Consider the following 20,296-nt stretch of genomic DNA (forward strand, 5'->3'; position numbering starts at 1 on the left):
ACGTGGTAAATCTGCTGGTGAGAGGCGTACATCGTCGTAAACCGGTGGTTTGACGCCCCCACGCGCGTGGGATACCTCAGCGAAGAGGAGTCTTCAGATGGTCGTTCTCCGGCGGCTGCTGTATTCGCAGAGGGCAGCGCCCTACCTCTTCATCGCGCCGTTCCTGATCACGCTGCTCGCCTTCTGGCTGGTCCCCCTCGGGCGCACCTTCCTGCTGAGCACCCAGGAGGTGGTGTTCGGCCAGACCGCCTTCATCGGCCTGGACAACTACCAGCGCCTGTGGGAGGACCGGCTCTTCTGGAAGGCGATGTTCAACAGTGCCCGCTACATGGTGCTGACCATCGCGCTGCTGATCCCGATCCCGCTGGTGCTGGCCGCACTCATCAACTCCAAGATCGGCAGCGACCGCGTCAAGGCGGTCTTCAAGGCCTCGATGTTCGTGCCGGCGCTGACCTCCGTCGTGGTCGCCGGGATCATCTTCCGGCTGATGTTCGCCGAGACTGGCACCGGGCTGATGAACCAGATCGTCGGCGTGTTCGGACTCGACCCGGTCCGGTGGCTCCGCATCGACACCGGAGGGCTGATCGCCCTGCTGGCGCTGGCGATGTGGCGCTGGACCGGCGTCAACATCCTCTACTTCCTCGCCGGGATGCAGGCCATCCCGGAGGAGTACTACGAGGCCGCGACCATCGACGGGGCCAGCCGGCTGCAGCAGTTCTTCCACATCACCCTGCCCAACCTGAAGCCGACCATCGTCTACGTCACCACCATCAGCGTGTACGGCGGCCTGGCGATGTTCCTGGAGAGCTTCATGCTCTACCGCGGCAACTCCTCGCCCAACGACCAGGGGCTCACGGTGATCGGCTACCTCTACCGGCGGGGGATCGAGCAGAACGACCTGGGCTTCGCCTCCGCGGTCGGTGTCGTGCTGCTCGTGGTCATCATGGCCATCAACCTGACCTTCCTCACGCTGAGCGGGACCTTCAGGAAGGAGAGCGCCCGATGAGCGCCGAGCGGTCCACGCGTACGAAGGTCCAGCTGCCCTACTGGCTCCACGGCTCGGTCCAGACCGCGTTCCTGCTGGTGCTGACCCTGGTCGTGCTCGCTCCGCTGCTGATCATGTTCGTGGCGACCTTCCAGGACGGCAACGACGTCATCCGGCGGGGGCTCTCCTTCGACGTCGATCTCGGCTCGCTGTCGCTGGACAACTACGTGATGCTCTTCACCGACTCCGGGCCGTACTTCCGCTGGTTCGCCAACTCGATCCTGCTCACCGTCGTGCAGGTCGCCGGGACGCTGCTGGTCAGCTCGTTCGTGGCCTACGGCTTCGCGGTCTACGACTTCAAGGGCAAGACCGCGATGTTCATCGCCGTGCTGCTGCTCATGGCCGTGCCGTTCGAGATCATGATGCTCCCGCTGTACGTGCTGGTGAACGACGTCGGTCTGGACGACTCCTACTCGGTGATCGTGCTGCCGTTCCTGGCCGCCGCGGTGACGATCTTCTACTTCCGGCAGTACTTCCTCGGCATCCCGAAGGACCTGCTCGAGGCCGGCCGCATGGACGGCGCCACGGAGTTCGGCATCTTCTTCAAGATCGTGGTGCCGGTGGCGAAACCGGCGTTCGCGGCGATGGCGATCCTCAACGGGATGATCATCTGGAACAACTTCCTCTGGCCGCTGCTGGTGCTGCGATCGGAGTCGAAGTTCACCCTGCCGATCGGGCTCAACACCCTGCTCACGCCGCATGAGAACAACTACGAGCTGCTCATCATCGGATCCATGTTCTCGCTCCTTCCCGTCCTGGTGCTTTTCCTGCTGTTCCAGCGGTTCTTCGTCGCTGGGATGACGGCCGGGGCGCTCAAGGGGTGACCCCCTTGCACAACCTCACAGATGGAGAGAACCATGACGACAACGCGGAGAATCACCTCGCTCCTCGCCTTAGGCCTCGCCGCGACGCTCACGCTGAGCGCCTGCGGCGGCTCCGAGGACGAGGGTGGGCCTGACGCGCAGGGCCGCACCAGCATCGACATGTGGGTGTTCGCCGAGCTGCACGGCACCTACTACGAGGCGATGGCCGAGCAGTGGAACGAGAAGAACCCCGACAAGGAGATCAAGCTCGACGTCACGGTCTTCCCCTACGACGAGATGCACAACAAGCTCCAGCTGGCGGTGAACTCCGGCAAGGGGCTCCCGGACGTCGTGGACATCGAGGTGAACAAGTTCTCCAACTTCGTCTCCGAGGACGGGCGTACGCCGCTGGCGGAGCTGTCCGAGGCCGCCGAGCCGTATGAGGACGACATCGTGCAGGCCCGGATGGACCTGTACAACCGGGAGGGGAAGCAGCTCGGCTTTCCGACCCACGTCGGGGCTCAGGTGGCCTTCTACAACGTCCCGTTGATGGAGAAGGCCGGGGTCGACTACACGACCATCAAGACCTGGGACGACTTCAAGGCGGCCGGAGCCGCGTACAACAAGGCGACCGGCAAGGCGTTCGGCATCGCCAGCACCGACACCAACATCGTGCAGCCGCTGATCATGGCGCAGCTCGGCGGGAACCTGTTCGACGAGGACGGCAACGTCACCGTCAACAGCCCGGAGGTCGTGGAGGCCGTCGAGATGCTGCAGGACATGCAGAAGGCCGGCGCCCTCTCGACCATCCCGGGTGGCAGCCCGGACATCGAGGAGGCCTACGGCCCCATCAACGACGGCGAGTACGCCGCCGTCGTCTACCCGGCCTGGTACACCTCCCGGTTCGTCGACTACATGCCCGACCTGGCCGGCGACATCGCGATCGCACCGGCGCCGGTCGTCGAGGGTGGTGAGGTCGCCACGATCGGTGGCGGCGGCACCGGCACCGCAGTGATCGACAGCTCCCCGGACAAGGAGTTCGCCATGGAGTGGCTCGCCTTCGCGAAGCTGTCGCCGGAGGCCAACGTCGCCGTGTGGGAGGAGCTCGGCTTCGACCCGGTGAACATGTCGGTGTGGGAGGACGAGGAGGTCATCCACAACCCGGAGAACAAGTACAACAAGTACTTCCGGACCAACCTCTTCGACGTGCTCAACCAGGTCAAGGGCGACATCGGCCACTTCGAGTCCTTCGCGGACCCGAACCTGCCCAAGGTCGACGAGGTGTTCACGACCAGCACGTACAACCAGATCTTCGGGGACGGTGTCCCGGCCAAGGAGGCGCTGGACCAGGCGCAGGCCGATCTGGAGAACCAGCTCGAGTAACGGCGAAGGATCCCGGGCGCCGGCCTGTCGCCGGCGCCCGGGACGCCGCTGCCCAGACCAGAGAGAGGAACCCATGGAGAACGGCAAGCTGACGATCGACCCGGCGTTCACCGTCGCCCCCGTCAACAGGAGGATCTTCGGGTCGTTCGTGGAGCACATGGGGCGATGTGTCTACGGCGGCATCTTCGAGCCCGGGCACCCCGCGGCGGACGGTGACGGCCTGCGCGGGGACGTACTAGATCTCGTACGCGAGCTCGGGGTGAGCGCCGTTCGCTACCCCGGGGGCAACTTCGTCTCCGGCTACAGGTGGGAGGACGGAGTGGGGCCGCGCGACCAGCGGCCGACCCGTTTGGACCCGGCGTGGCGGACCATCGAGACCAACGCGTTCGGTCTCAACGAGTTCATGACCTGGGCGCGGAAGGCCGGTATCGAGCCCATCATGGCGGTGAACCTGGGGACGCGCGGTCTGGCGGAGGCGCTCGAGCTCCTCGAGTACGCCAACCACCCCGGCGGGACCGAGCTGTCCGAGCGTCGTATCGCGCACGGTGCCGACGAGCCGCACGACATCCGGATGTGGTGTCTCGGCAACGAGATGGACGGCCCCTGGCAGCTGGGCCACAAGACGGCCGAGGAGTACGGCCGTCTGGCCAAGGAGGTCGCCGGCGGCATGCGTCAGTACGACGCCGACCTCGAGCTGGTCGCCTGCGGCAGCTCGGGCCGCTCGATGCCGACCTTCGGCGCCTGGGAGGCGACGGTGCTCGAGCACGCCTACGACGTCGTCGACTTCGTCTCGGCGCACGCCTACTACGAGCTCGAGGGCGACGACGTCGCGAGCTTCCTCGCCTCCGCGGTCGACATGGACCTCTTCATCCGTGAGGTCGTCGCGACCGCTGACCACATCGGGGCGAAGCTCTCCTCGCCGAAGCGGATCAACATCTCCTTCGACGAGTGGAACGTGTGGTACCTGAAGAAGTTCCAGCAGGAGGGCACCCCGCAGGAGTGGAGCGTGGCCCCGCGGCTCAGCGAGGACGCCTACACGGTGCTCGACGCCGTCGTCGTCGGCTCTCTGCTGATCACGCTGCTCAAGCACAGCGACCGGGTGACTGCGGCCTGCCAGGCCCAGCTGGTCAACACCATCGGCTCGATCAGGTGCGAGCCGGGCGGGCCGGCCTGGCGGCAGTCGATCTTCCACCCGTTCGCGCTGACCGCCAGGTTCGCGCAGGGGGAGGTGCTCGAACCGCGGGTGGTCGCTCCGACCATGGCGACCGCCAAGCACGGCGAGGTCTCGGTGCTCGACGCCGTGGCAACCCACGATCCGGAGAACGGCCGCGTGGCGGTGTTCGTCGTCAACCGGCACCCGTCGGAGCCCATGGCCTTCGCCACCGACCTGCGCTCCTTCGGTGGCGTGGAGCTGGTCGAGGCGACGCTCCTGGGCGATGAGGACCTGTTCGCGGTGAACGACGTGGAGGACCCGGACCGGGTGGTGCCGAAGGCGTTCGACTCGGCCAAGGTCGTCGGTAGCGCGCTCGAGGCCGAGCTGCCTCCGGCCTCGTGGAGCATGTTCGTCCTGCAGACGTCCTGACGTAGCCGCCGGCTGCCGGCGAGGGTTCCTCGGAGGACAGGGAATGTTTCGCGGCCGTCGTGGCGTTCACGCAACATGACCATCCTGCTCGAACGCCCCACGGAGAACGTGTCGCCGTTGGGCGCCCCGATGCTCACGCGCGTACCCTGGGATGTGATGAGCGAAAACGAAGAGGTCGTCGACCTGGCCACCGAGACGCCCGAGGAGCGCGCGCTGCGCTTCGAGCGGGACGCGCTGCCCTTCCTCGACCAGCTCTACTCGGCGGCGATGCGGATGACCCGCAACCCGTCCGATGCGGAGGATCTGGTGCAGGAGACGTTCGCCAAGGCGTACTCCTCCTTCCATCAGTTCAAGCCCGGCACCAACCTGAAGGCCTGGCTCTACCGCATCCTCACGAACACCTTCATCAACACCTACCGCAAGAAGCAGCGGCAGCCGCAGCAGTCGATGTCCGAGGACGTCGAGGACTGGCAGCTGGCGCGGGCCGAGTCGCACAGCTCGACCGGTCTGAAGTCTGCGGAGATGGAGGCGCTCGAGCACCTGCCCGACTCCCAGGTGAAGGACGCGCTGCAGCGCCTGCCGGAGGAGTTCCGGCTCGCCGTCTACCTCGCCGACGTCGAGGGATTCGCCTACAAGGAGATCGCCGAGATCATGGAAACCCCGATCGGCACCGTGATGTCGCGGCTTCACCGCGGCCGGCGCCAGCTGCGCGATCTTCTCTCCGACTACGTTCGCACCAACGACCTCACCGGCGCTCGTGGAGGTGCGTCATGAGTGCCCACAAACATGACGCGTCACCCACCGACTGCGCGGACTTCCTCGAGCAGATCGTCTTCCTGATCGACAACGAGCTGGCCGAGCCGGACGCCGACCAGGTCAAGCGCCACCTGCAGAGCTGCAACCCCTGCCTGGAGACCTACGACCAGCAGCGGATCGTCAAGGCGGTCGTCGCACGCTCGTGCACCGAGGTCGCCCCCGGCGAGCTGCGCGCGAAGATCATGGTCCAGATCCAGGAGCTCCGCACCAGGTCCTGAAAGCGGCCACAGACGCGACGAGAGCCCCAGCCGAATCGGCTGGGGCTCTTGCGCGTCTTGACAGCTCTGACCCGTGAGGGGTCGGCGGTCAGGCGTTGGGGCGCTTGCCGTGGTTCGCGCCCTTCTTGCGGCGCGCGCGGCGCTTGCGACCGGTCTTGCCCATGATGATCTCCTCCATTGGGGTACGTGGACCCCGAGGGGCCTCGAGACAGTCTCTCAAAGCCAGGTGCGTGAGAGCCAATCTCGGCCCGCGCTCAGGTGAGGTAGGTGGCGTTCGACTTCTTCAGGGCGGCGACGACGACCAGCAGCAGATCGCCGCGGATCTGCGGGGTGTCGTTGCTGAGCGCGAGCTGGATGTAGAGCGCCCGCAGGAAGGCCTCGGCGTTGCCGGTCAGCAGGAACGGGTCGCGGTCGGGCGTCTCCGGGGTCGCCGTGGCGACGGTGACGATCCGGTTGATCCACGGCTCCATGATGTTGAGCGGGACCAGGTTGCGGCGCAGCACCGACATCGTGGCGGCAGCCAGCCGGTCGGGCTCACCGTGCGTGTAGATGGTGTCGCCTCGGGCGAGCACCCGGTCCGCGACGACGTCGAGGATGACCGTCAGCTCGGGCTTGCCGAGGTGCTCGGAGGCGGCCAGGGTGCCGAGCGCGTCGGCGCCGCGGGCGACCGCGTGCGCCCAGCCGCGCTCGGGGACGAAGGCGCGCAGGTCTCGCTCGCGCAGCAGCCAGGTGGCGATCCGGTCGCCCCACTCCAGCACCTTCTCCGCCCGGACCAGCGAGCGGGCGTTGTCGCGGGCGATGCACTGGGCCAGGGCCTCGACGGAGGAGGCCCGGCGGAAGACGCCGTTGTTGCCGGAGTCACCGAGCCCGACCACGAGCCCGGCGGCCATGCCGTCGCCCAGACCGCCGAGCAGGTCGTCGTAGACACCCCGCTGGATCCAGGTCGACAGGGCCGGCACGGCCAGCCCGCTGCGTACGTCCGGATCCGGGTCGCCGAGCATCCGGGTGAGCTCGATGGTGAGATCACCCAGCGGCCGGTCGGTGGGTACGGCGAGGCCGGTTGAATGAACCTCGCGCCAGTACGCCTCCGACATGGGGAACATCCTGCCAAACCCGGCCACGCGCCGACCACCGACCCGCGCAATGGGCTACCAAGGTCTACATCTACGCTGTCCGCGTGCCCACCCTGAGTGAGCTTGCCCAGAGCCACACCGACCTCGATAGCGAGGATGTCGGCTGGCTTCAGCTGCTCATGGCCGACTGGCAGATCCTGGCCGACCTCTCCTTCGCCGACCTGGTGCTGTGGTTGCCGGACAAGTCCGGAAACGGCTTCTGGGCGGCCGGTCAGATGCGTCCCACGACCGGCCCGACGGCGTACGTCGACGACATCGTCGGCATGTTCGTGCCGAAGGGACGCCACGCCACCCTCGACGACGCCGTCGACGCCGGCCGGCTCGTTCGCGAGGGCGATCCCGAGTGGCGCGACGACCTCCCGGTTCGCGTCGAGACCATCCCTGTACGCCGCGCCGGCCGCATCATCGCGGTGCTGAGCCGCAACACCAACCTGCTCGGCGTCCGCACGCCCTCCAAGCTCGAGCTGTCCTACCTGCAGACCGCCGCCGACCTGACCCAGATGGTCGCCAACGGCTACTTCCCGGCGGTCGGGCAGCGCAGCGACCACACCGACACCCCTCGGGTCGGAGACGGGTTCGTGCGGGTGGACGCCGACGGCGTCGTCGACTACGCCAGCCCCAACGCGCTCTCGGTCTTCCGCCGGCTGGGGCTGTCCGGTGACCTCGCCGGCCAGTCTCTGGCCGGGATGACCCGCGCCCTGGTGCCGCCCCGCAAGCGCCCCGACGAGGAGACGCTGAGCGCGGTCCTCGGCGGCCGGGCGCACCGCGACACCGAGATCGACACCGGGGTGATGGCGATCATCATGCGCTCGATCCCGCTGCGGCCACGTGGTGAGGCGATCGGCGCGCTGGTGCTGCTGCGCGACGTCACCGACCTGCGCCGACGCGATCGTGAGCTCGTCACCAAGGACGCCACGATCCGCGAGATCCACCATCGGGTGAAGAACAACCTACAAACCGTGGCCGCGCTGCTCCGGATGCAGTCTCGCCGGGTCGACTCCGGGGTCGCCCAGGATGCGCTGAACGAGGCCGTACGGCGGGTCGGGTCCATCGCGCTGGTCCACGAGATCCTCTCCCAGCAGGCCGTCGAGGAGACCGTCGAGTTCGACGAGATCGCCGACCGGCTCGCCTCCATGGTGGGGGAGGTCACCTCGGTCGGCGTCGCGGTGCGGGTGCGTCGTGAGGGCTCGTTCGGGTCGCTGCCCTCGGAGGTGGCCACGCCGATGGCGATGGTCGTCACCGAGCTGTTGCAGAACGCAGTCGAGCACGGCTACCGCGGAAACGGTCCCGGTGATCCCGAGACGGGCAAGATCATGATGTCCGTACGACAGCAACCCGCCGGGCATCTCCGGGTGACCATCGAGGACGACGGTCATGGACTACCCGACGGGTTCAGTCTCGACACATCGACAAACCTGGGGTTGTCGATCGTGAAGACTCTCGTCGAAGGCGAGCTCGGTGGTCGGCTCTCGTTGGGGCCCCGGCCTGATGGCCATGGGGCGAGGGCTACGGTCGAGCTGCCGTTGGAACTCTAGGTGGAACTTCTAGGGGTTGATGGCCTCTAGGGGTTGGTCAGACGGCGGTGCGGACACGGGAGCGGGCGTTGCGGCGCTTCAGCGCACGACGCTCGTCCTCGCTCAGTCCACCCCACACGCCGTGGTCCTGACCGGCCTCAAGAGCCCACTGAAGACACTGCTCCCGGACGTCGCAACGCCGGCAGACCTGCTTGGCTTCCTCGATCTGGAGGATGGCCGGACCGGTGTTTCCGATGGGGAAGAACAGTTCCGGGTCTTCATCGAGACAAGCCGAACGGTGGCGCCAATCCATGGCTGGGTAGACCCTCTTTCTGACGTAGGATGGGCAAGGCCCTGGTGGTTCGAGACCCTGCGAGTCGGCACGTGGCGGGGATGTGTGAATGTCTTCACGTGCGTGCTGGTCTCTAGAGTTCCAAGAAATGGACTCCGAAACAACCCCTAACCAGTGTCTGGTTCGTCACCGGACCGTAACACTCAGTCTTCCTGGGGCTAGACAATTCGGTAACGCGGTGAGTTACCCGCAGAACCGGTGGTGTATGCTCTCGCCGCTTTCCCGCCCGTGAGCACCAGTGTACGGGGATGGCCTAGGCTGCTGAGGTGACCGCGCCGCACCGCCCCTGGACTCTCTTGCTGACCGTCTTCGCCGCAGGCGTCGAGACCGCGGCGATGCTGTTCTGGGGAGCGATGGAGTTCGTCCGCATCCCCGACGCCGCCTCGCTGACGACCGCGATCGCTGGCGGCCTGTTCTTCCTGCTCTGCGCTGCCGGCATCGGCTGGTGCGCCGCCATGCTCTGGCGACTGGAGTCGTGGGCGCGCGCGCCGCTGGTGCTCGTCCAGCTGATCGTGCTCGGCCTGGGCTGGAACCTGCGTGACGACCTGGCGATCGCCGGGGCGCTGGCCCTGGTCGCGATCGTCGCCCTCGTCGGCATCTTCGCGCCGCCGAGCATCGCCGCGCTCGAGGAACGCCAGCCCTAGTCCTCCTCCAGCGCCTTGCGGAGCTGGGCGAGCGAGCGGTTGAGCAGCCGGGAGACCTGCATCTGGGAGACCCCGAGCTCGGCGGCGATCTCGGTCTGGGTCTTGTTGCGGAAGAACTTCAGCATCAGCACCTGCTTCTCGTGGGCGGAGAGGCTGTCGAGCACGGGCTTGATCGACTCCCGCACCTCGACGTCGTCCAGGCGCAGGTCGTGGGCGGTCAGCGAGTCGAGCATCGGCGCGGTGTCGTCGCTCTCGGAGTCGAGGGACAGCGCTGCGTACGCATTGCTGGACTCCAGGCCCTCCACGACGGTCTCGAGGCTGACCCCGAGCCGGGTGGCCAGGTCGCGGGCCGTGGGGGAGCGGCCGAGCTCCTGGGAGAGCTCGGCGGTGGCGTCGCGGAGGTTCTGCTGCAGGTCGCGGAGGCGACGCGGGACGCTGACGGCCCACCGGCTGTCGCGGAAGTAGCGCTTGATCTCGCCGAGGATCGTTGGCACGGCGTACGTCGAGAACTCCACGTCGCGGGAGAGGTCGTAGCGGTCCACGGCGTTGAGGAGGCCGACGACGCCGACCTGGACGAGGTCCTCGTGCGGCTCGCCGCGACCGTAGAACTGGGAGGCGCAGTACTCGACCAGCGCCATGTTGAGGTGGACCAGCTCCTCGCGGGTGGTGATGCGCTCGGCGTCGCTCAGGTCCGGCCCGGCGAGGGTCGTGAAGAGCTCACGGGAGCGGGCGCGGGCGTCCTCCACCTCGGCGGTGCTCCTGGACCTCGACGACCGGATCGTCTCCTGCGCCATGTCAGCGCGCGGCTCCAAGCGGGGTCGCTCCGGCGACCAGCGAGATCCTGAGCCGGTCACCTTCGGGGACGGCGGTGACCTCCCGGGCCAGCGTGGTGAGCACCTGCCAGGCGAAGCTCTCCTCGTCGATCTCCGCCTCGGCGTCGCAGGTCGTGGTCACGGTGACCCCGATGGTGTCCTCGCCGAGGTCGAAGACGACGTCGAGAGTCGCGGCCTCCGCGGCGCACTCCAGGCAGATCGCCGCCGCCTCGCTGACGGCCATCCGCAGGTCCTCGATGTCCTCGAGCGTGAAGTCGAGGCGCGCGGCGAGCGCGGCCGTCGTCGTACGCAGCACGGAGACGTAAGCGCCTTCTGCGGGAAGGCGCAGCTCGACCTGGGGCATCTGGGTTGTCAGTCCTTCTGTGGGAGTCTCGATGATTATGCAACGAGACGGGTCTCGGCGCGCCGTTAACGCACCACAGCCGCTCCGGGAACGGAGCGGCTGTGGCGTACGGCTGGATCCGGAGACTCAGGCCTTCTTGGTGGCCCAGAAGATCTCGGCGATCTCGTCGATCTTGGCCAGGAGCTTGTCGGCGACCTCGAGGTCGAGGGTGCCCTTGGTGCCGGAGGCGCCGGCGAGCTTGGTGGCCTCGTTGACGAGGGTGTGGAGCTGGGGGTAGGCCTCGAAGTGCGGGGGCTTGAAGTAGTCGGTCCACAGCACCCAGAGGTGGTGCTTGACCAGCTCGGAGCGCTGCTCCTTGATGATCACCGCGCGGGTGCGGAAGTCGGGGTCGTCGCTGTCCAGGGCCTTGGCGATGACGGCCTTGACGGACTCGGCCTCGATGCGGGCCTGGGCGGGGTCGTAGACGCCGCAGGGCAGGTCGCAGTGGGCCGAGACCTCGATGGTGGGAGCGAAAAGTCGCGCGAACATGCGGGTCCTCTCAAAGAGTGTTCATGTGTCCTACGGATTGCGACACTACTCCGCATGGAAGACATCGCGGCCAGGGCACCCCGACACAGCTGGGGGATGGCGAAGGTCGTCGGGGTCTCGATGGAGCCGACGCTGCGGGCCGGAGACCGGTTGTGGGTCTCCTACGGACGTACCCCGGTGCCCGGGTGCGTGGTGGTCGCCCGGCTCGCCGACGGGGCGGTCGTGGTGAAGCGGGCGGTGGAGCGGCGTACGACCGCATCCGGTCGCTCCGGATGGTGGCTGCTCTCGGACAATCCGGCCGCTCCGGGAGTGATCGACTCCCGTCATCGTGGGCCTGTCGCGGACGCCGACATGATCGGTGTGGTCGTGGCGCGGCTCTGGCCACGACCGCGGATCCTGGGTGAGTCTCTGGATGAGGCCTCCAGATGAGGGGTTCGTCACCTGTAGGAAACATCAACCGCTTCCTCGGGTAGCCTGTGGGAAACTGCCATCCGGGCATCACATCCCTGTAGATGGCGCCTTGCGCGGCTCCACCCCTCGGCTCGCGTTCGACCGCCCGACGTCCGAGTCCGTAGTTTTCTGGAGGCCCCCCAATGACCGAGTCCATTTTGTCCACCGAGACCACCGCCTATGACGGCGACCCGGTGTTCGAGCTTCACCGCGGCGGCAAGATGGCGATCGCGGCGACCGCATCGGTCTCCGACAAGGCATCGCTGTCGATGGCCTACACCCCCGGCGTCGCCCGGGTCTGCACCGCGATCGCCGAGAACCCGGAGCTGGCCCACACCTACACCTGGGTGCCCAACACCGTCGCGGTCGTCACCGACGGCACCGCGGTGCTCGGTCTCGGTGACATCGGCCCGTCCGCCGCGATGCCGGTGATGGAGGGCAAGGCGGTGCTGTTCAAGGAGTTCGGCGGCGTCGACTCGATCCCGATCTGCCTGGACACCACCGACGTCGACGAGATCGTCGAGACCGTCATCCGGATGGCGCCGAGCTTCGGTGGGATCAACCTCGAGGACATCTCCGCGCCCCGCTGCTTCGAGATCGAGGACCGCCTCAAGGAGGCGCTCGACATCCCGGTCTTCCACGACGACCAGCACGGCACCGCCGTGGTCACGCTGGCCGCCCTGATGAACGCGCTGAAGCTGACCGGCCGGAACCCGGAGTCGACCCGGGTGGTCATCTCGGGCGCCGGCGCCGCCGGTGTCGCGGTCGCCAAGATCCTGCTCGAGTTCGGCATCAAGGACCTCGCCCTGCTCGACCGCAAGGGCGTCATCTCCTCCACCCGCTCGGACCTGACCGCGTCGAAGAAGGCGATCGCCGAGGTGACCGCGGACGTCACCGGCCGCTCGGGCTCGCTGGCCGACGCGCTGGCCGGTGCCGACGTCTACGTCGGCGTCTCCGGAGGCACCGTCCCCGAGGAGCTCGTGGCGACCATGGCCCCGCAGGGGATCGTCTTCGCGATGGCCAACCCGAACCCCGAGATCCACCCCGACGTGGCCCACAAGTACGCCAGCATCGTCGCCACCGGGCGCTCGGACTTCCCCAACCAGATCAACAACGTCCTCGCCTTCCCCGGCATCTTCCGGGGTGCGATCGACGTGCACGCCTCCTCGATCACCGAGGGGATGAAGCTCGCCGCCGCGCAGGCGCTGGCTGCGCTGGTCGGCGACGAGCTCTCCGAGTCGAAGGTCATCCCGGAGCCGTTCGACCCGCGCGTCGGCCCCGCGGTCGCGGCTGCGGTCGCCGAGGCTGCTCGGGCTGACGGGGTCGCTCGGGCCTGAGTGGTCCTCCAGGACGTTATGCAGGCGAAGGCACGCCTCCCCAGCGGAGTTCCGCTGGGGAGGCGTTCCGCCATCTGCCTACCTTGATCGAGGAACCGCAGAGATCGGTAAGGTCGGGCGCATGTTCGCTGCGTACGCCGAGAAGTTCTCATCCGACGACCCGATCTCCGGCCTCGTGCTGGGGGAGCGGCCCGACCCTGTCGCTCCGGACGGGTGGACGACGGTCACCGTCAAGGCCGCCTCGCTCAACCACCACGACCTCTGGTCGCTGCAGGGGGTCGGGCTCAAGGCCGAGGCGCTGCCGATGATCCTGGGCTGCGACGCGGCCGGGCTCGACGAGGACGGCAACGAGGTCGTGGTGCACTCGGTGATCTCCTCGCCCGACTGGACCGGCGACGAGACCCTCGACCCGAAGCGTTCGCTGCTCTCCGAGCGTCACCAGGGCACCTTCGCCGAGAAGGTGATCGTGCCGCGTCGCAACGTGGTGCCGAAGCCGGCCGGGATGTCGTTCGAGGAGGCCGCCTGCCTGCCGACGGCATGGCTGACGGCCTACCGGATGCTGTTCACCCAGGGCGGGCTCAAGGCCGGCGACTCGGTGCTGGTGCAGGGCGCCGGCGGTGGCGTGGCCACCGCGGCGATCACGCTCGCGCGGGCGGCCGGCCTGAAGGTCTACGCGACCTCGCGTGACGAGGCGAAGCAGAAGCGTGCCCTCGAGCTCGGTGCCCACGAGGCGCTGCCGTCGGGGGAGAGGCTGCCGGTCAAGGTCGACGCGGTGATCGAGACCGTCGGCCGGGCGACGTGGAAGCACTCGGTGCGCTCGCTGCGTCCGGGCGGGGCGATCATCATCAGCGGCACCACCTCGGGGGCGAACCTCGACGACGCGCTGCTGACCAACATCTTCTTCCTGCAGCTGAAGGTGATCGGCTCGACGATGGGCACCCGCAACGAGCTGGCGAGCCTGGTCTCGCTGCTCGAGGCCACCGGCGCGCGTCCGCTGATCGACCGCACCATGCCGTTGACCGAGGCCAAGGCCGGCTTCGAGGCGATGCACGGCGGCGACATCTTCGGGAAGGTCGTCTTCACGCTGTGACTCCGGCGGTATGACGTACGGGCATGTGACGTACGGAATATCGTTCGACTCCCCCCGGTTCTGCAAGGGACCATTGAGTGTCAGCGCCGGGGGGCTCGAAAAGTTTCTCGTGGCGTGATGTCGAAATCGGCCTCGCCCGTTCGATCTATGTATGAGAGCGGGTGGCAACGGGCCCCTGCGTACGACCCGAGGAACTCGTCATGACTGCTGCCGTCACACCATCACACCGTCCGATCGACGGTGAGAAGCGGCGTACGCCTGCCGTCATCACCCTGCTCGTGCTGGCCACCTTCGTGGTGATCCTCAACGAGACGATCATGCTCAACGCGATCCCGAACCTGATGAACAGCTTCGGGGTCACCGAGCATGCCGCTCAGTGGGTCTCGACCGCGTTCATGCTCACCATGGCCTCGGTGATCCCGGTGACCGGCTGGTTCCTCCAGCGGGTGACGACCAGGACCGCGTACGCGACGGCGATGGCCGTCTTCATCGCCGGCACCCTGATCTCGGCGATCGCGCCGGTCTTCGGGGTCCTGCTCGCCGGCCGGGTCATCCAGGCGGCCGGCACCGCGGTGATGATGCCGCTGCTGATGACCACGCTGATGACGGTGGTCGACGAGAGCGACCGCGGCCGGGTGATGGGCAACGTCACCATGGCGATCTCTGTCGCGCCGGCGCTCGGGCCGACCCTGTCCGGCCTGATCCTCGGCTTCGGCTCGTGGCGACTGCTCTTCCTGCTGGTCCTGCCGATCGCCGTCGGGGTCGCCTGGTCCGGGCTGCGCCGGCTGGAGAACGTCAACGAGCCCGCGGAGTCGAGCGTGGACTGGGCCTCCGTGGTCATCGCGGCGCTCGGGTTCGGCTCGCTCGTCTACGGGCTGAGCCGGTTCGCCGAGGGCGAGGTCGGACTTCCGCTGGCGATCGCGGCCGTCGGGGCTCTGCTGATCCTCGGGTTCGTGCTCCGTCAGCTCCGGCTGCAGCGGGTCGGCTCGCCGCTGCTGGACCTGCGCGCGTTCCTGCACCCCACCTTCACCAAGTCGCTGGTCCTGATGTCGATCGCCTTCCTGGCGATGATGGGCTCGATGATCCTGCTGCCGCTCTACCTGCAGACCGTGCGCGGGCTCTCTCCGCTCTACACCGGTCTCCTGGTGATGCCGGGCGGTCTGGCCATGGGTCTCCTCGGGCCGACCGTGGGGCGGATCTTCGATGCGTACGGTGGCCGGGTGCTCGTCATCCCGGGCTCGGTCGGCATCGTGGTCGCTCTCGGCGGGCTCTCGCAGATCTCGCTGACGACGCCCTACGTGCTCGTGCTGGTGCTGCACCTGGTCCTGATGGTCAGCCTGGCCGCCGCCTTCACCCCGGTCTTCACGCTGGGTCTCGGCTCCCTGCCGTCGCACCTCTACTCCCACGGCTCCTCGATCCTGGGGACGCTGCAGCAGGTCGCGGCCGCGTTCGGCACCGCCCTGGCGGTCACCGTGATGTCCGTACGCAGCGACCAGGTCATCGACGAGGTCGGGGCCGTCGCGGCCCACGTGAGCGGCCTGCAGGCCGCGTTCCTCGTCAGCGCCGGGCTGGCCCTGATCGTGGTCGTGATGGCCGTCCTGCTGCCGGCTCGCGCCGACGGGCACGAGGATGCGGGGGATGCGGTCGCGGAGCCCGAGACGGAGCCCGAGACGGAGCCCGGGGCGGACCTCGACGCCGAGCTCGCCGAGCTGTGCGAGCACGGGCGCGAGCCTGCGGTGTGCGGCTGCTGAGTCGGTCCTACGGCTCCGAGCGCCACTGATAGACGCCGACCAGCAGCATCCTCAGCTGGGTGCGCACGGTGGCGACGATCTGCTCCTCCTGCTCGGGGCGGGTGGTGGAGAGGATCTGCTCCGCGGTGGCGACCAGCACGTTCACGAACAGCGACGAGAGCACGTGCAGGTCCTTGGCCGTCCAGGTGTCGGTGCCGGTCATCAGCGCCAGGTCGGTGGCGAGCTCTCGCTCGCAGAGCTCGATCTCGCGGCGGATGGCATCGCGCACCGACCGCGGCCCGGCGACACGCTCGCGGGCGATGAAGCCGAAGTGGTCGCGGCGCCGGTGGACGTGGTCGACGAGGGCGTCGATCGAACCGTCGACGACGTCCTTGTCGGCCCGGGCGTTGCGGCGTACGTCGCGGAAGAGGTCGCGCAGCGAGTCGAAGGACTCCTCGACCAGCGCCAGCCCGAGCGACTCGATGGAGTCGAAGTGACGGTAGAACGCGGTCGGCACGATGCCGACCTGCTTGGCGACCTGGCGTAGCGAGAGCGCGGTCAGCGAGCTGTCGGCGCACAGCTCCAGCGTCGCGTCCAGGATCGCTCGCCGGGTCCGGAGCTTGCGCTCCGCACGGCTCTCCGGCTCAGCACCCGTCTCGATCACCAGACCATCCTAGGGGCAGAGTCCGGAGGACCGTCGGGTGCACGCCTGTACACCGTGATCTGGGCCACGTGGGCGGTGTCTTGACGCGCGCGGCGATGACCCGCCATGGTTGTCGGTGTACAGATGTTCACTGAAAGGCGAAACACATGGCACTCGACCTCGGCGGCCGGATCCTCCGCTCCCGCACGGTTGCGGCGCTCGCCTCACCGCACGGCATCGACCGCTACCTGACCCAGATCGACCCGATGCTGGCCGCGCACGAGGTGCGCGCCCGCATCACCGACATCCACCCGGAGGTGAGCGCGCCTGGCGCGCCCCGAGTGGCGACCGTGACGCTCCAGCCCACCTCGACCTGGCGCGGCCATCGCGCCGGCCAGCACGTGACCGTCGGCATCGACACGGGGGAGGGGCGGCGCACCACCCGCGTCTTCACCGTCTCCAACACCGAGGGCAAGCCGGGTGAGCCGCTCACCATCACGGTGCGTGCTCACGACGACGAGCACGCGACCCCCTACAGCATCTCCAAGTTCCTGACCGAGCGGGCCACCGTCGGCACCCTGGTGCACCTGTCCCAGGCCGAGGGCGACTTCGTCCTCCCCGACCGCGTGCCCGAGCACATCGTGCTGATCTCCGGCGGCTCCGGCATCACCCCGGTGATGTCGATGCTGCGCTCCCTGCAGCGGCGTACGCACCGGGGCAAGGTCACCTTCCTGCACTGGGCGCCCAGTCCCGACCGCCAGATCTTCGCCGACGAGCTCGAGGAGATCCGTCACCAGGGGCACGGCGTCGACCTGCACATCCTCCACACGGCCGACGGGGCGCCCTACCTCTCCCCGGCGCTGCTGGAGAAGCTGGTCCCGGGATATCGGGAGCTGCCGACCTGGGCCTGCGGGCCGGCGTCGCTCATCGAGGCGGCCCAGGCTGCGTACGACGGGACCGAGTCGCTCCGGGTGGAGTACTTCAAGCCGCCGAAGACCGCCGGCGTGGCCGGCGGCGAGATGGAGTTCGCGCGCACCGGCAAGACCGTCGCCAACGACGGCGCCACGATCCTCGACCAGGCCGAGGCCGCGGGGCTGAGCCCCGAGTCCGGCTGCCGGATGGGGATCTGCTTCTCCTGCACGACCAACAAGAGCTCCGGACGGGTCCGCAACGTGCTGACCGGCGAGACCTCCGAGCTCCCCGACGAACAGATCCGGATCTGCGTGAGCACGCCCGAGGGCGACTGCTCCGTGGACCTCTGACCATTCCTTCAAGGAGACCCCCATGACCACCGTTGAGAACACCGGCAACCGCCGCCTCTCCGCCGAGGAGCTCGAAGCCTTCGGTGCCGAGATGGACGCCATCCGCCAGCGGATCGTCGCCGACCTGGGCGAGAAGGACTCGGCGTACATCTACGACATCGTCAAGAAGCAGCGTGCCTTCGAGCTCGCCGGCCGCGCGCTCTTCTACCTGCCCGTGATCGGCTGGGTCCCGGCCGTCGCCTGTCTGTCGATCTCCAAGATCCTCGACAACATGGAGATCGGGCACAACGTCATGCACGGCCAGTACGACTGGATGGGCGACCCCGACCTGAACTCCCGCATGTTCGAGTGGGACAACGTCTGCCCCTCCGACCAGTGGAAGTACTCCCACAACTACATCCACCACACCTTCACCAACGTCCTCGGCAAGGACCGCGACATCGGCTACGGCATCCTGCGGATGGACGAGGACCAGAAGTGGCATCCCTACTTCCTGGGCAACCCGGTCTACGCGTTCCTGCTGATGGTCTTCTTCGAGTGGGGTGTCGCGATGCACGACCTCGAGGTCGAGAACCTCGTCGCGGGCAAGCGCACCTTCTCCGACAACGCCGAGCTGCACCGCGGCCTCATGAAGAAGGTCAAGCGCCAGGCACTCAAGGACTACGTCCTCTTCCCGCTGCTCACCGGTCCGCTGGCGCCGCTGACGTTCCTCGGCAACGGGGTGGCGAACCTGGTGCGCAACATCTGGGCCTTCAACATCATCTTCTGCGGCCACTTCCCGGCCGGCGTCGCCTCCTTCTCGCAGGAGGAGTGCGAGGACGAGACCCAGGGGCACTGGTACTACCGCCAGCTCCTCGGCTCCGCCAACATCACCGGCGGTCGCATCTTCCACATCATGTCCGGGAACCTGTCCCACCAGATCGAGCACCACCTCTTCCCCGACCTCCCCGCGCGCCGCTACCCGGAGATCGCCGAGGAGGTCCGCGAGATCTGCGAGCGCTACGACCTGGCGTACAACACCGGGCCGCTGCACCAGCAGCTGTGGGGCGTCTTCAAGAAGATCTGCAAGTACGCCCTCCCCGACCGCAAGCGCTCCGCTGCCGCCGACGTCGAGACCGCTCCCGCGCTTCAGGGGGTCGCGGCATGACCCCTGACCAGCCACAATGGGTTGTCATGGAGCCCGAGCTGAGCAAGAACGAGATCCGCAAGGATGTCGCCCAGAGCGCCGTCGAGGTCACCGCGACCACCGTCGGCCAGGTAGCGGTCATCATCACCGGTGCCGTACGTGACGTGGCCGGTGCCATCGGCGGCATGGCCACCGAGCTCTTCGAGCTCCGCGCCGCCGCCAAGCGAGCCGAGAAGGACCTCGCCGAGTAGTCACCCCCGTCGGCCGAGACGGCACCCCCGTCGGTCGAGACGGCACCCAGGTCGGGGGGGGGGGGGGGGGGGGGGGCCCCACGCCCCCCCGGGGGGGGGGGGGGGGGGGGGGGGGGCGGCCCCGGCCGGTGGTGGGGGGGGTTGTTGGGGGGGCCCCGGCCCCGCCCCCCCGGCCGGTGGGCTGGGCGGGCGCCCCCCCCGCGCGGCCGCAGCGGGCCCCCCCCCCCCCCGGGGGGGGCCGGGGCCCCACCCCCCCCCCCCCCCCCCCGACCTATGTGACGTCTCGGCCTGCGTATGTGACGCCTCGGCGCGGGGTCAGTCCTCGGGGTCGTCGAGGCGGGCGAGCCAGGTGGCGAGCCGCTCGATGGCGGTCTCGTGCTCGGGGTGTACGTCGACGAAGGCCTGAAGCTGCTCGGCCAGCCAGGCGAGGGTGACCTCCTCGTCGCCCCGACGGGTGACGAGCTCCTCGATGCCGCGGTCGGTGAAGTACATGGCCTCAGTCTTTCATTCTGCGTTGAGCGGTGCGTCGGAGGCCGGGCCGCCGGAGAGGCCGCGTACGACCATGCCGAGGGTGGCGTTGATGAGCCGGTCGCGCTCGGCGTCGGGACAGGCGGCGTAGGGGCCGTCGACGAGCAGGACCGCGAGGCCGTGAACGGTGGACCAAGCCGCTGTCTCGGCGTCGGGGCGAAGCTCGGGGGCCAGCCAGCCGGCTGCGACGAGGTCGTCGAGGGCCGTGGTGAGGAAGGCGTACGGCGGGGCTTCGGCGAGCAGAGCGGAGAGCTCCCCGGGCGGGTGTGAGTCGCCGTCGTGGGGGCGCAGGAAGGCGGTCCGGAACAGGCCGGGCTGGGCGAGCGCGAAGCGGATGTAGCCACGCCCGGCCGCGGCGAGACGTTGCACCGCGGCCTCGGCCGGATGTGGGGCCGGCTTCTCGGCCGCCAGGAGGTCGAGGATCGTCGCGGCCAGCCGGTCCATGGCTTCGTGCTTGGCGGCGACGACCAGGTCGGCCTGGTTGGCGAAGTGGCGGTAGGTCGCGGTCGGGGTCACGCCGACCATCCGGGCCGCGGCCCGGATGGTCACCGCGTCCGGGCCGCCCTCCTCGGCAAGCGATGCGGCCGCATGGACCAGCGCGTTCCGGAGGTCGCCGTGGTGGTAGGGCCGGACGCCCTCGTCCGAGCTCTCTGAGGATTTCACGGAATTCATGTTGACACCTGCC

At 68.4% G+C, this 20,296-nt stretch carries 24 protein-coding genes; 15 read left to right on the forward strand and 9 right to left on the reverse strand.

The window, feature by feature from the left end; genetic code table 11:
• Positions 1–97: 97 nt before the first annotated feature.
• The 6 genes from ACZ6WN_RS21280 to rsrA all read left to right on the forward strand — a co-directional run bounded on the left by ACZ6WN_RS21280 (position 98) and on the right by rsrA (position 5,847).
• Complete coding sequence (locus ACZ6WN_RS21280; protein WP_465867382.1) at positions 98–1,006, forward strand: carbohydrate ABC transporter permease; 909 nt, start codon at positions 98–100, stop codon at positions 1,004–1,006.
• A complete protein-coding gene (locus tag ACZ6WN_RS21285; RefSeq protein WP_465867384.1) occupies positions 1,003–1,869 on the forward strand; it encodes a carbohydrate ABC transporter permease in 867 nt (288 codons plus the stop codon). The genes ACZ6WN_RS21280 and ACZ6WN_RS21285 overlap by 4 nt, the downstream gene beginning before the upstream one ends.
• A 33-nt stretch (positions 1,870–1,902) precedes the next feature.
• Entirely contained in the window at positions 1,903–3,231 is a 1,329-nt protein-coding gene (locus tag ACZ6WN_RS21290; protein WP_465867386.1) for an ABC transporter substrate-binding protein, read from the forward strand.
• Between the two features lie 73 nt (positions 3,232–3,304).
• Positions 3,305–4,813: an arabinosylfuranosidase ArfA gene (arfA, locus tag ACZ6WN_RS21295; RefSeq protein ID WP_465867388.1), complete on the forward strand. Its 1,509-nt coding sequence runs from the start codon at positions 3,305–3,307 to the stop codon at positions 4,811–4,813.
• A gap of 129 nt (positions 4,814–4,942) precedes the next feature.
• Positions 4,943–5,587 carry a sigma-70 family RNA polymerase sigma factor gene (locus tag ACZ6WN_RS21300; protein ID WP_357341037.1) on the forward strand — a complete coding sequence of 215 codons (645 nt, stop codon included), beginning with the start codon at positions 4,943–4,945 and terminating at the stop codon, positions 5,585–5,587.
• Positions 5,584–5,847 carry a mycothiol system anti-sigma-R factor gene (gene rsrA / locus ACZ6WN_RS21305; protein ID WP_465867389.1) on the forward strand — a complete coding sequence of 88 codons (264 nt, stop codon included), beginning with the start codon at positions 5,584–5,586 and terminating at the stop codon, positions 5,845–5,847. Before ACZ6WN_RS21300 ends, rsrA begins: the two co-directional genes overlap by 4 nt.
• An 88-nt stretch (positions 5,848–5,935) precedes the next feature.
• Here rsrA and ACZ6WN_RS21310 read toward each other — a convergent pair whose 3' ends face one another.
• Together ACZ6WN_RS21310 and ACZ6WN_RS21315 are read right to left on the reverse strand one after the other, a co-directional pair.
• Entirely contained in the window at positions 5,936–6,010 is a 75-nt protein-coding gene (locus ACZ6WN_RS21310) for a 50S ribosomal protein bL37 (protein WP_369797015.1), read from the reverse strand.
• A gap of 91 nt (positions 6,011–6,101) precedes the next feature.
• Positions 6,102–6,941 carry a DUF2785 domain-containing protein gene (locus ACZ6WN_RS21315; RefSeq protein WP_465867390.1) on the reverse strand — a complete coding sequence of 280 codons (840 nt, stop codon included), beginning with the start codon at positions 6,939–6,941 and terminating at the stop codon, positions 6,102–6,104.
• 83 nt (positions 6,942–7,024) lie between these two features.
• On the opposite strand from ACZ6WN_RS21315, the gene ACZ6WN_RS21320 reads away from it, so the two are divergent.
• A complete protein-coding gene (locus ACZ6WN_RS21320) occupies positions 7,025–8,515 on the forward strand; it encodes a sensor histidine kinase (RefSeq protein ID WP_465867392.1) in 1,491 nt (496 codons plus the stop codon).
• A gap of 37 nt (positions 8,516–8,552) precedes the next feature.
• On the opposite strand, the gene ACZ6WN_RS21325 is transcribed toward ACZ6WN_RS21320, so the two are convergent.
• Entirely contained in the window at positions 8,553–8,807 is a 255-nt protein-coding gene (locus ACZ6WN_RS21325) for a WhiB family transcriptional regulator (RefSeq protein WP_008362075.1), read from the reverse strand.
• A 305-nt stretch (positions 8,808–9,112) separates the two neighbouring features.
• On the opposite strand from ACZ6WN_RS21325, the gene ACZ6WN_RS21330 reads away from it, so the two are divergent.
• Complete coding sequence (locus tag ACZ6WN_RS21330) at positions 9,113–9,490, forward strand: hypothetical protein (RefSeq protein ID WP_465867394.1); 378 nt, start codon at positions 9,113–9,115, stop codon at positions 9,488–9,490.
• On the opposite strand, the gene ACZ6WN_RS21335 is transcribed toward ACZ6WN_RS21330, so the two are convergent.
• The 3 genes from ACZ6WN_RS21335 to sodN form a co-directional block, all read right to left on the reverse strand.
• Complete coding sequence (locus tag ACZ6WN_RS21335) at positions 9,487–10,284, reverse strand: SigB/SigF/SigG family RNA polymerase sigma factor (RefSeq protein WP_465867396.1); 798 nt, start codon at positions 10,282–10,284, stop codon at positions 9,487–9,489. The genes ACZ6WN_RS21330 and ACZ6WN_RS21335 overlap by 4 nt on opposite strands.
• 1 nt (position 10,285) lies before the next feature.
• On the reverse strand, positions 10,286–10,666 hold the full coding sequence (locus ACZ6WN_RS21340; RefSeq protein ID WP_465867397.1) for an anti-sigma factor: 381 nt from the start codon (positions 10,664–10,666) through the stop codon (positions 10,286–10,288).
• A gap of 126 nt (positions 10,667–10,792) precedes the next feature.
• Positions 10,793–11,194: a superoxide dismutase, Ni gene (sodN, locus tag ACZ6WN_RS21345; RefSeq protein WP_160027673.1), complete on the reverse strand. Its 402-nt coding sequence runs from the start codon at positions 11,192–11,194 to the stop codon at positions 10,793–10,795.
• A 54-nt stretch (positions 11,195–11,248) separates the two neighbouring features.
• On the opposite strand from sodN, the gene ACZ6WN_RS21350 reads away from it, so the two are divergent.
• The 4 genes from ACZ6WN_RS21350 to ACZ6WN_RS21365 all read left to right on the forward strand — a co-directional run bounded on the left by ACZ6WN_RS21350 (position 11,249) and on the right by ACZ6WN_RS21365 (position 15,822).
• Entirely contained in the window at positions 11,249–11,623 is a 375-nt protein-coding gene (locus ACZ6WN_RS21350) for a S24 family peptidase (protein WP_465867398.1), read from the forward strand.
• 164 nt (positions 11,624–11,787) lie between these two features.
• Positions 11,788–12,981, forward strand: a complete 1,194-nt coding sequence (locus ACZ6WN_RS21355) for an NAD(P)-dependent malic enzyme (protein ID WP_465867400.1) — start codon at positions 11,788–11,790, stop codon at positions 12,979–12,981.
• A 121-nt stretch (positions 12,982–13,102) separates the two neighbouring features.
• Positions 13,103–14,071 carry a zinc-binding dehydrogenase gene (locus tag ACZ6WN_RS21360; protein WP_465867401.1) on the forward strand — a complete coding sequence of 323 codons (969 nt, stop codon included), beginning with the start codon at positions 13,103–13,105 and terminating at the stop codon, positions 14,069–14,071.
• Positions 14,072–14,271: 200 nt separating this feature from the next.
• Positions 14,272–15,822 (forward strand): MDR family MFS transporter, encoded by a 1,551-nt coding sequence (locus ACZ6WN_RS21365; protein WP_465867403.1) that lies wholly within the window; start codon positions 14,272–14,274, stop codon positions 15,820–15,822.
• A 7-nt stretch (positions 15,823–15,829) separates the two neighbouring features.
• Here ACZ6WN_RS21365 and ACZ6WN_RS21370 read toward each other — a convergent pair whose 3' ends face one another.
• Positions 15,830–16,465 carry a TetR family transcriptional regulator gene (locus ACZ6WN_RS21370; RefSeq protein ID WP_465867404.1) on the reverse strand — a complete coding sequence of 212 codons (636 nt, stop codon included), beginning with the start codon at positions 16,463–16,465 and terminating at the stop codon, positions 15,830–15,832.
• A gap of 146 nt (positions 16,466–16,611) precedes the next feature.
• Between ACZ6WN_RS21370 and ACZ6WN_RS21375 the strand changes: the two genes are divergently transcribed.
• Genes ACZ6WN_RS21375 through ACZ6WN_RS21385 form a run of 3 tightly spaced genes read left to right on the forward strand, consistent with a single transcriptional unit; the run spans position 16,612 to position 19,083 of the window.
• The gene (locus ACZ6WN_RS21375; RefSeq protein ID WP_465867405.1) at positions 16,612–17,706 is read left to right on the forward strand and encodes a flavin reductase family protein; all 1,095 of its coding nucleotides are present in this window, start codon (positions 16,612–16,614) and stop codon (positions 17,704–17,706) included.
• A 22-nt stretch (positions 17,707–17,728) separates the two neighbouring features.
• Positions 17,729–18,853, forward strand: a complete 1,125-nt coding sequence (locus tag ACZ6WN_RS21380) for a fatty acid desaturase family protein (RefSeq protein ID WP_465867407.1) — start codon at positions 17,729–17,731, stop codon at positions 18,851–18,853.
• 26 nt (positions 18,854–18,879) lie between these two features.
• The gene (locus tag ACZ6WN_RS21385) at positions 18,880–19,083 is read left to right on the forward strand and encodes a hypothetical protein (protein WP_357338703.1); all 204 of its coding nucleotides are present in this window, start codon (positions 18,880–18,882) and stop codon (positions 19,081–19,083) included.
• Positions 19,084–19,398: 315 nt separating this feature from the next.
• Here ACZ6WN_RS21385 and ACZ6WN_RS21390 read toward each other — a convergent pair whose 3' ends face one another.
• Together ACZ6WN_RS21390 and ACZ6WN_RS21395 are read right to left on the reverse strand one after the other, a co-directional pair.
• A complete protein-coding gene (locus ACZ6WN_RS21390) occupies positions 19,399–19,575 on the reverse strand; it encodes a DUF6104 family protein (RefSeq protein WP_008362094.1) in 177 nt (58 codons plus the stop codon).
• A 12-nt stretch (positions 19,576–19,587) separates the two neighbouring features.
• The gene (locus ACZ6WN_RS21395) at positions 19,588–20,274 is read right to left on the reverse strand and encodes a TetR/AcrR family transcriptional regulator (RefSeq protein WP_465867409.1); all 687 of its coding nucleotides are present in this window, start codon (positions 20,272–20,274) and stop codon (positions 19,588–19,590) included.
• Positions 20,275–20,296: the final 22 nt, after the last annotated feature.

The organism is Nocardioides sp. NPDC054178 (assembly GCF_055585005.1).

Bases quoted from the DNA above. Each gene is read 5' to 3' on its own strand.
- ACZ6WN_RS21285 (WP_465867384.1), top strand. From the start codon at position 1,003: ATGAGCGCCGAGCGGTCCACGCGTACGAAGGTCCAGCTGCCCTACTGG.
- rsrA (WP_465867389.1), top strand. From the start codon at position 5,584: ATGAGTGCCCACAAACATGACGCGTCACCCACCGACTGCGCGGACTTC.
- ACZ6WN_RS21380 (WP_465867407.1), top strand. From the start codon at position 17,729: ATGACCACCGTTGAGAACACCGGCAACCGCCGCCTCTCCGCCGAGGAG.
- ACZ6WN_RS21360 (WP_465867401.1), top strand. From the start codon at position 13,103: ATGTTCGCTGCGTACGCCGAGAAGTTCTCATCCGACGACCCGATCTCC.
- ACZ6WN_RS21280 (WP_465867382.1), top strand. From the start codon at position 98: ATGGTCGTTCTCCGGCGGCTGCTGTATTCGCAGAGGGCAGCGCCCTAC.
- ACZ6WN_RS21365 (WP_465867403.1), top strand. From the start codon at position 14,272: ATGACTGCTGCCGTCACACCATCACACCGTCCGATCGACGGTGAGAAG.
- ACZ6WN_RS21340 (WP_465867397.1), bottom strand. From the start codon at position 10,666: ATGCCCCAGGTCGAGCTGCGCCTTCCCGCAGAAGGCGCTTACGTCTCC.
- ACZ6WN_RS21390 (WP_008362094.1), bottom strand. From the start codon at position 19,575: ATGTACTTCACCGACCGCGGCATCGAGGAGCTCGTCACCCGTCGGGGC.
- ACZ6WN_RS21350 (WP_465867398.1), top strand. From the start codon at position 11,249: ATGGAAGACATCGCGGCCAGGGCACCCCGACACAGCTGGGGGATGGCG.
- ACZ6WN_RS21325 (WP_008362075.1), bottom strand. From the start codon at position 8,807: ATGGATTGGCGCCACCGTTCGGCTTGTCTCGATGAAGACCCGGAACTG.
- arfA (WP_465867388.1), top strand. From the start codon at position 3,305: ATGGAGAACGGCAAGCTGACGATCGACCCGGCGTTCACCGTCGCCCCC.
- ACZ6WN_RS21355 (WP_465867400.1), top strand. From the start codon at position 11,788: ATGACCGAGTCCATTTTGTCCACCGAGACCACCGCCTATGACGGCGAC.
- ACZ6WN_RS21335 (WP_465867396.1), bottom strand. From the start codon at position 10,284: ATGGCGCAGGAGACGATCCGGTCGTCGAGGTCCAGGAGCACCGCCGAG.
- ACZ6WN_RS21315 (WP_465867390.1), bottom strand. From the start codon at position 6,941: ATGTCGGAGGCGTACTGGCGCGAGGTTCATTCAACCGGCCTCGCCGTA.
- sodN (WP_160027673.1), bottom strand. From the start codon at position 11,194: ATGTTCGCGCGACTTTTCGCTCCCACCATCGAGGTCTCGGCCCACTGC.
- ACZ6WN_RS21375 (WP_465867405.1), top strand. From the start codon at position 16,612: ATGGCACTCGACCTCGGCGGCCGGATCCTCCGCTCCCGCACGGTTGCG.
- ACZ6WN_RS21290 (WP_465867386.1), top strand. From the start codon at position 1,903: ATGACGACAACGCGGAGAATCACCTCGCTCCTCGCCTTAGGCCTCGCC.
- ACZ6WN_RS21300 (WP_357341037.1), top strand. From the start codon at position 4,943: ATGCTCACGCGCGTACCCTGGGATGTGATGAGCGAAAACGAAGAGGTC.
- ACZ6WN_RS21385 (WP_357338703.1), top strand. From the start codon at position 18,880: ATGGAGCCCGAGCTGAGCAAGAACGAGATCCGCAAGGATGTCGCCCAG.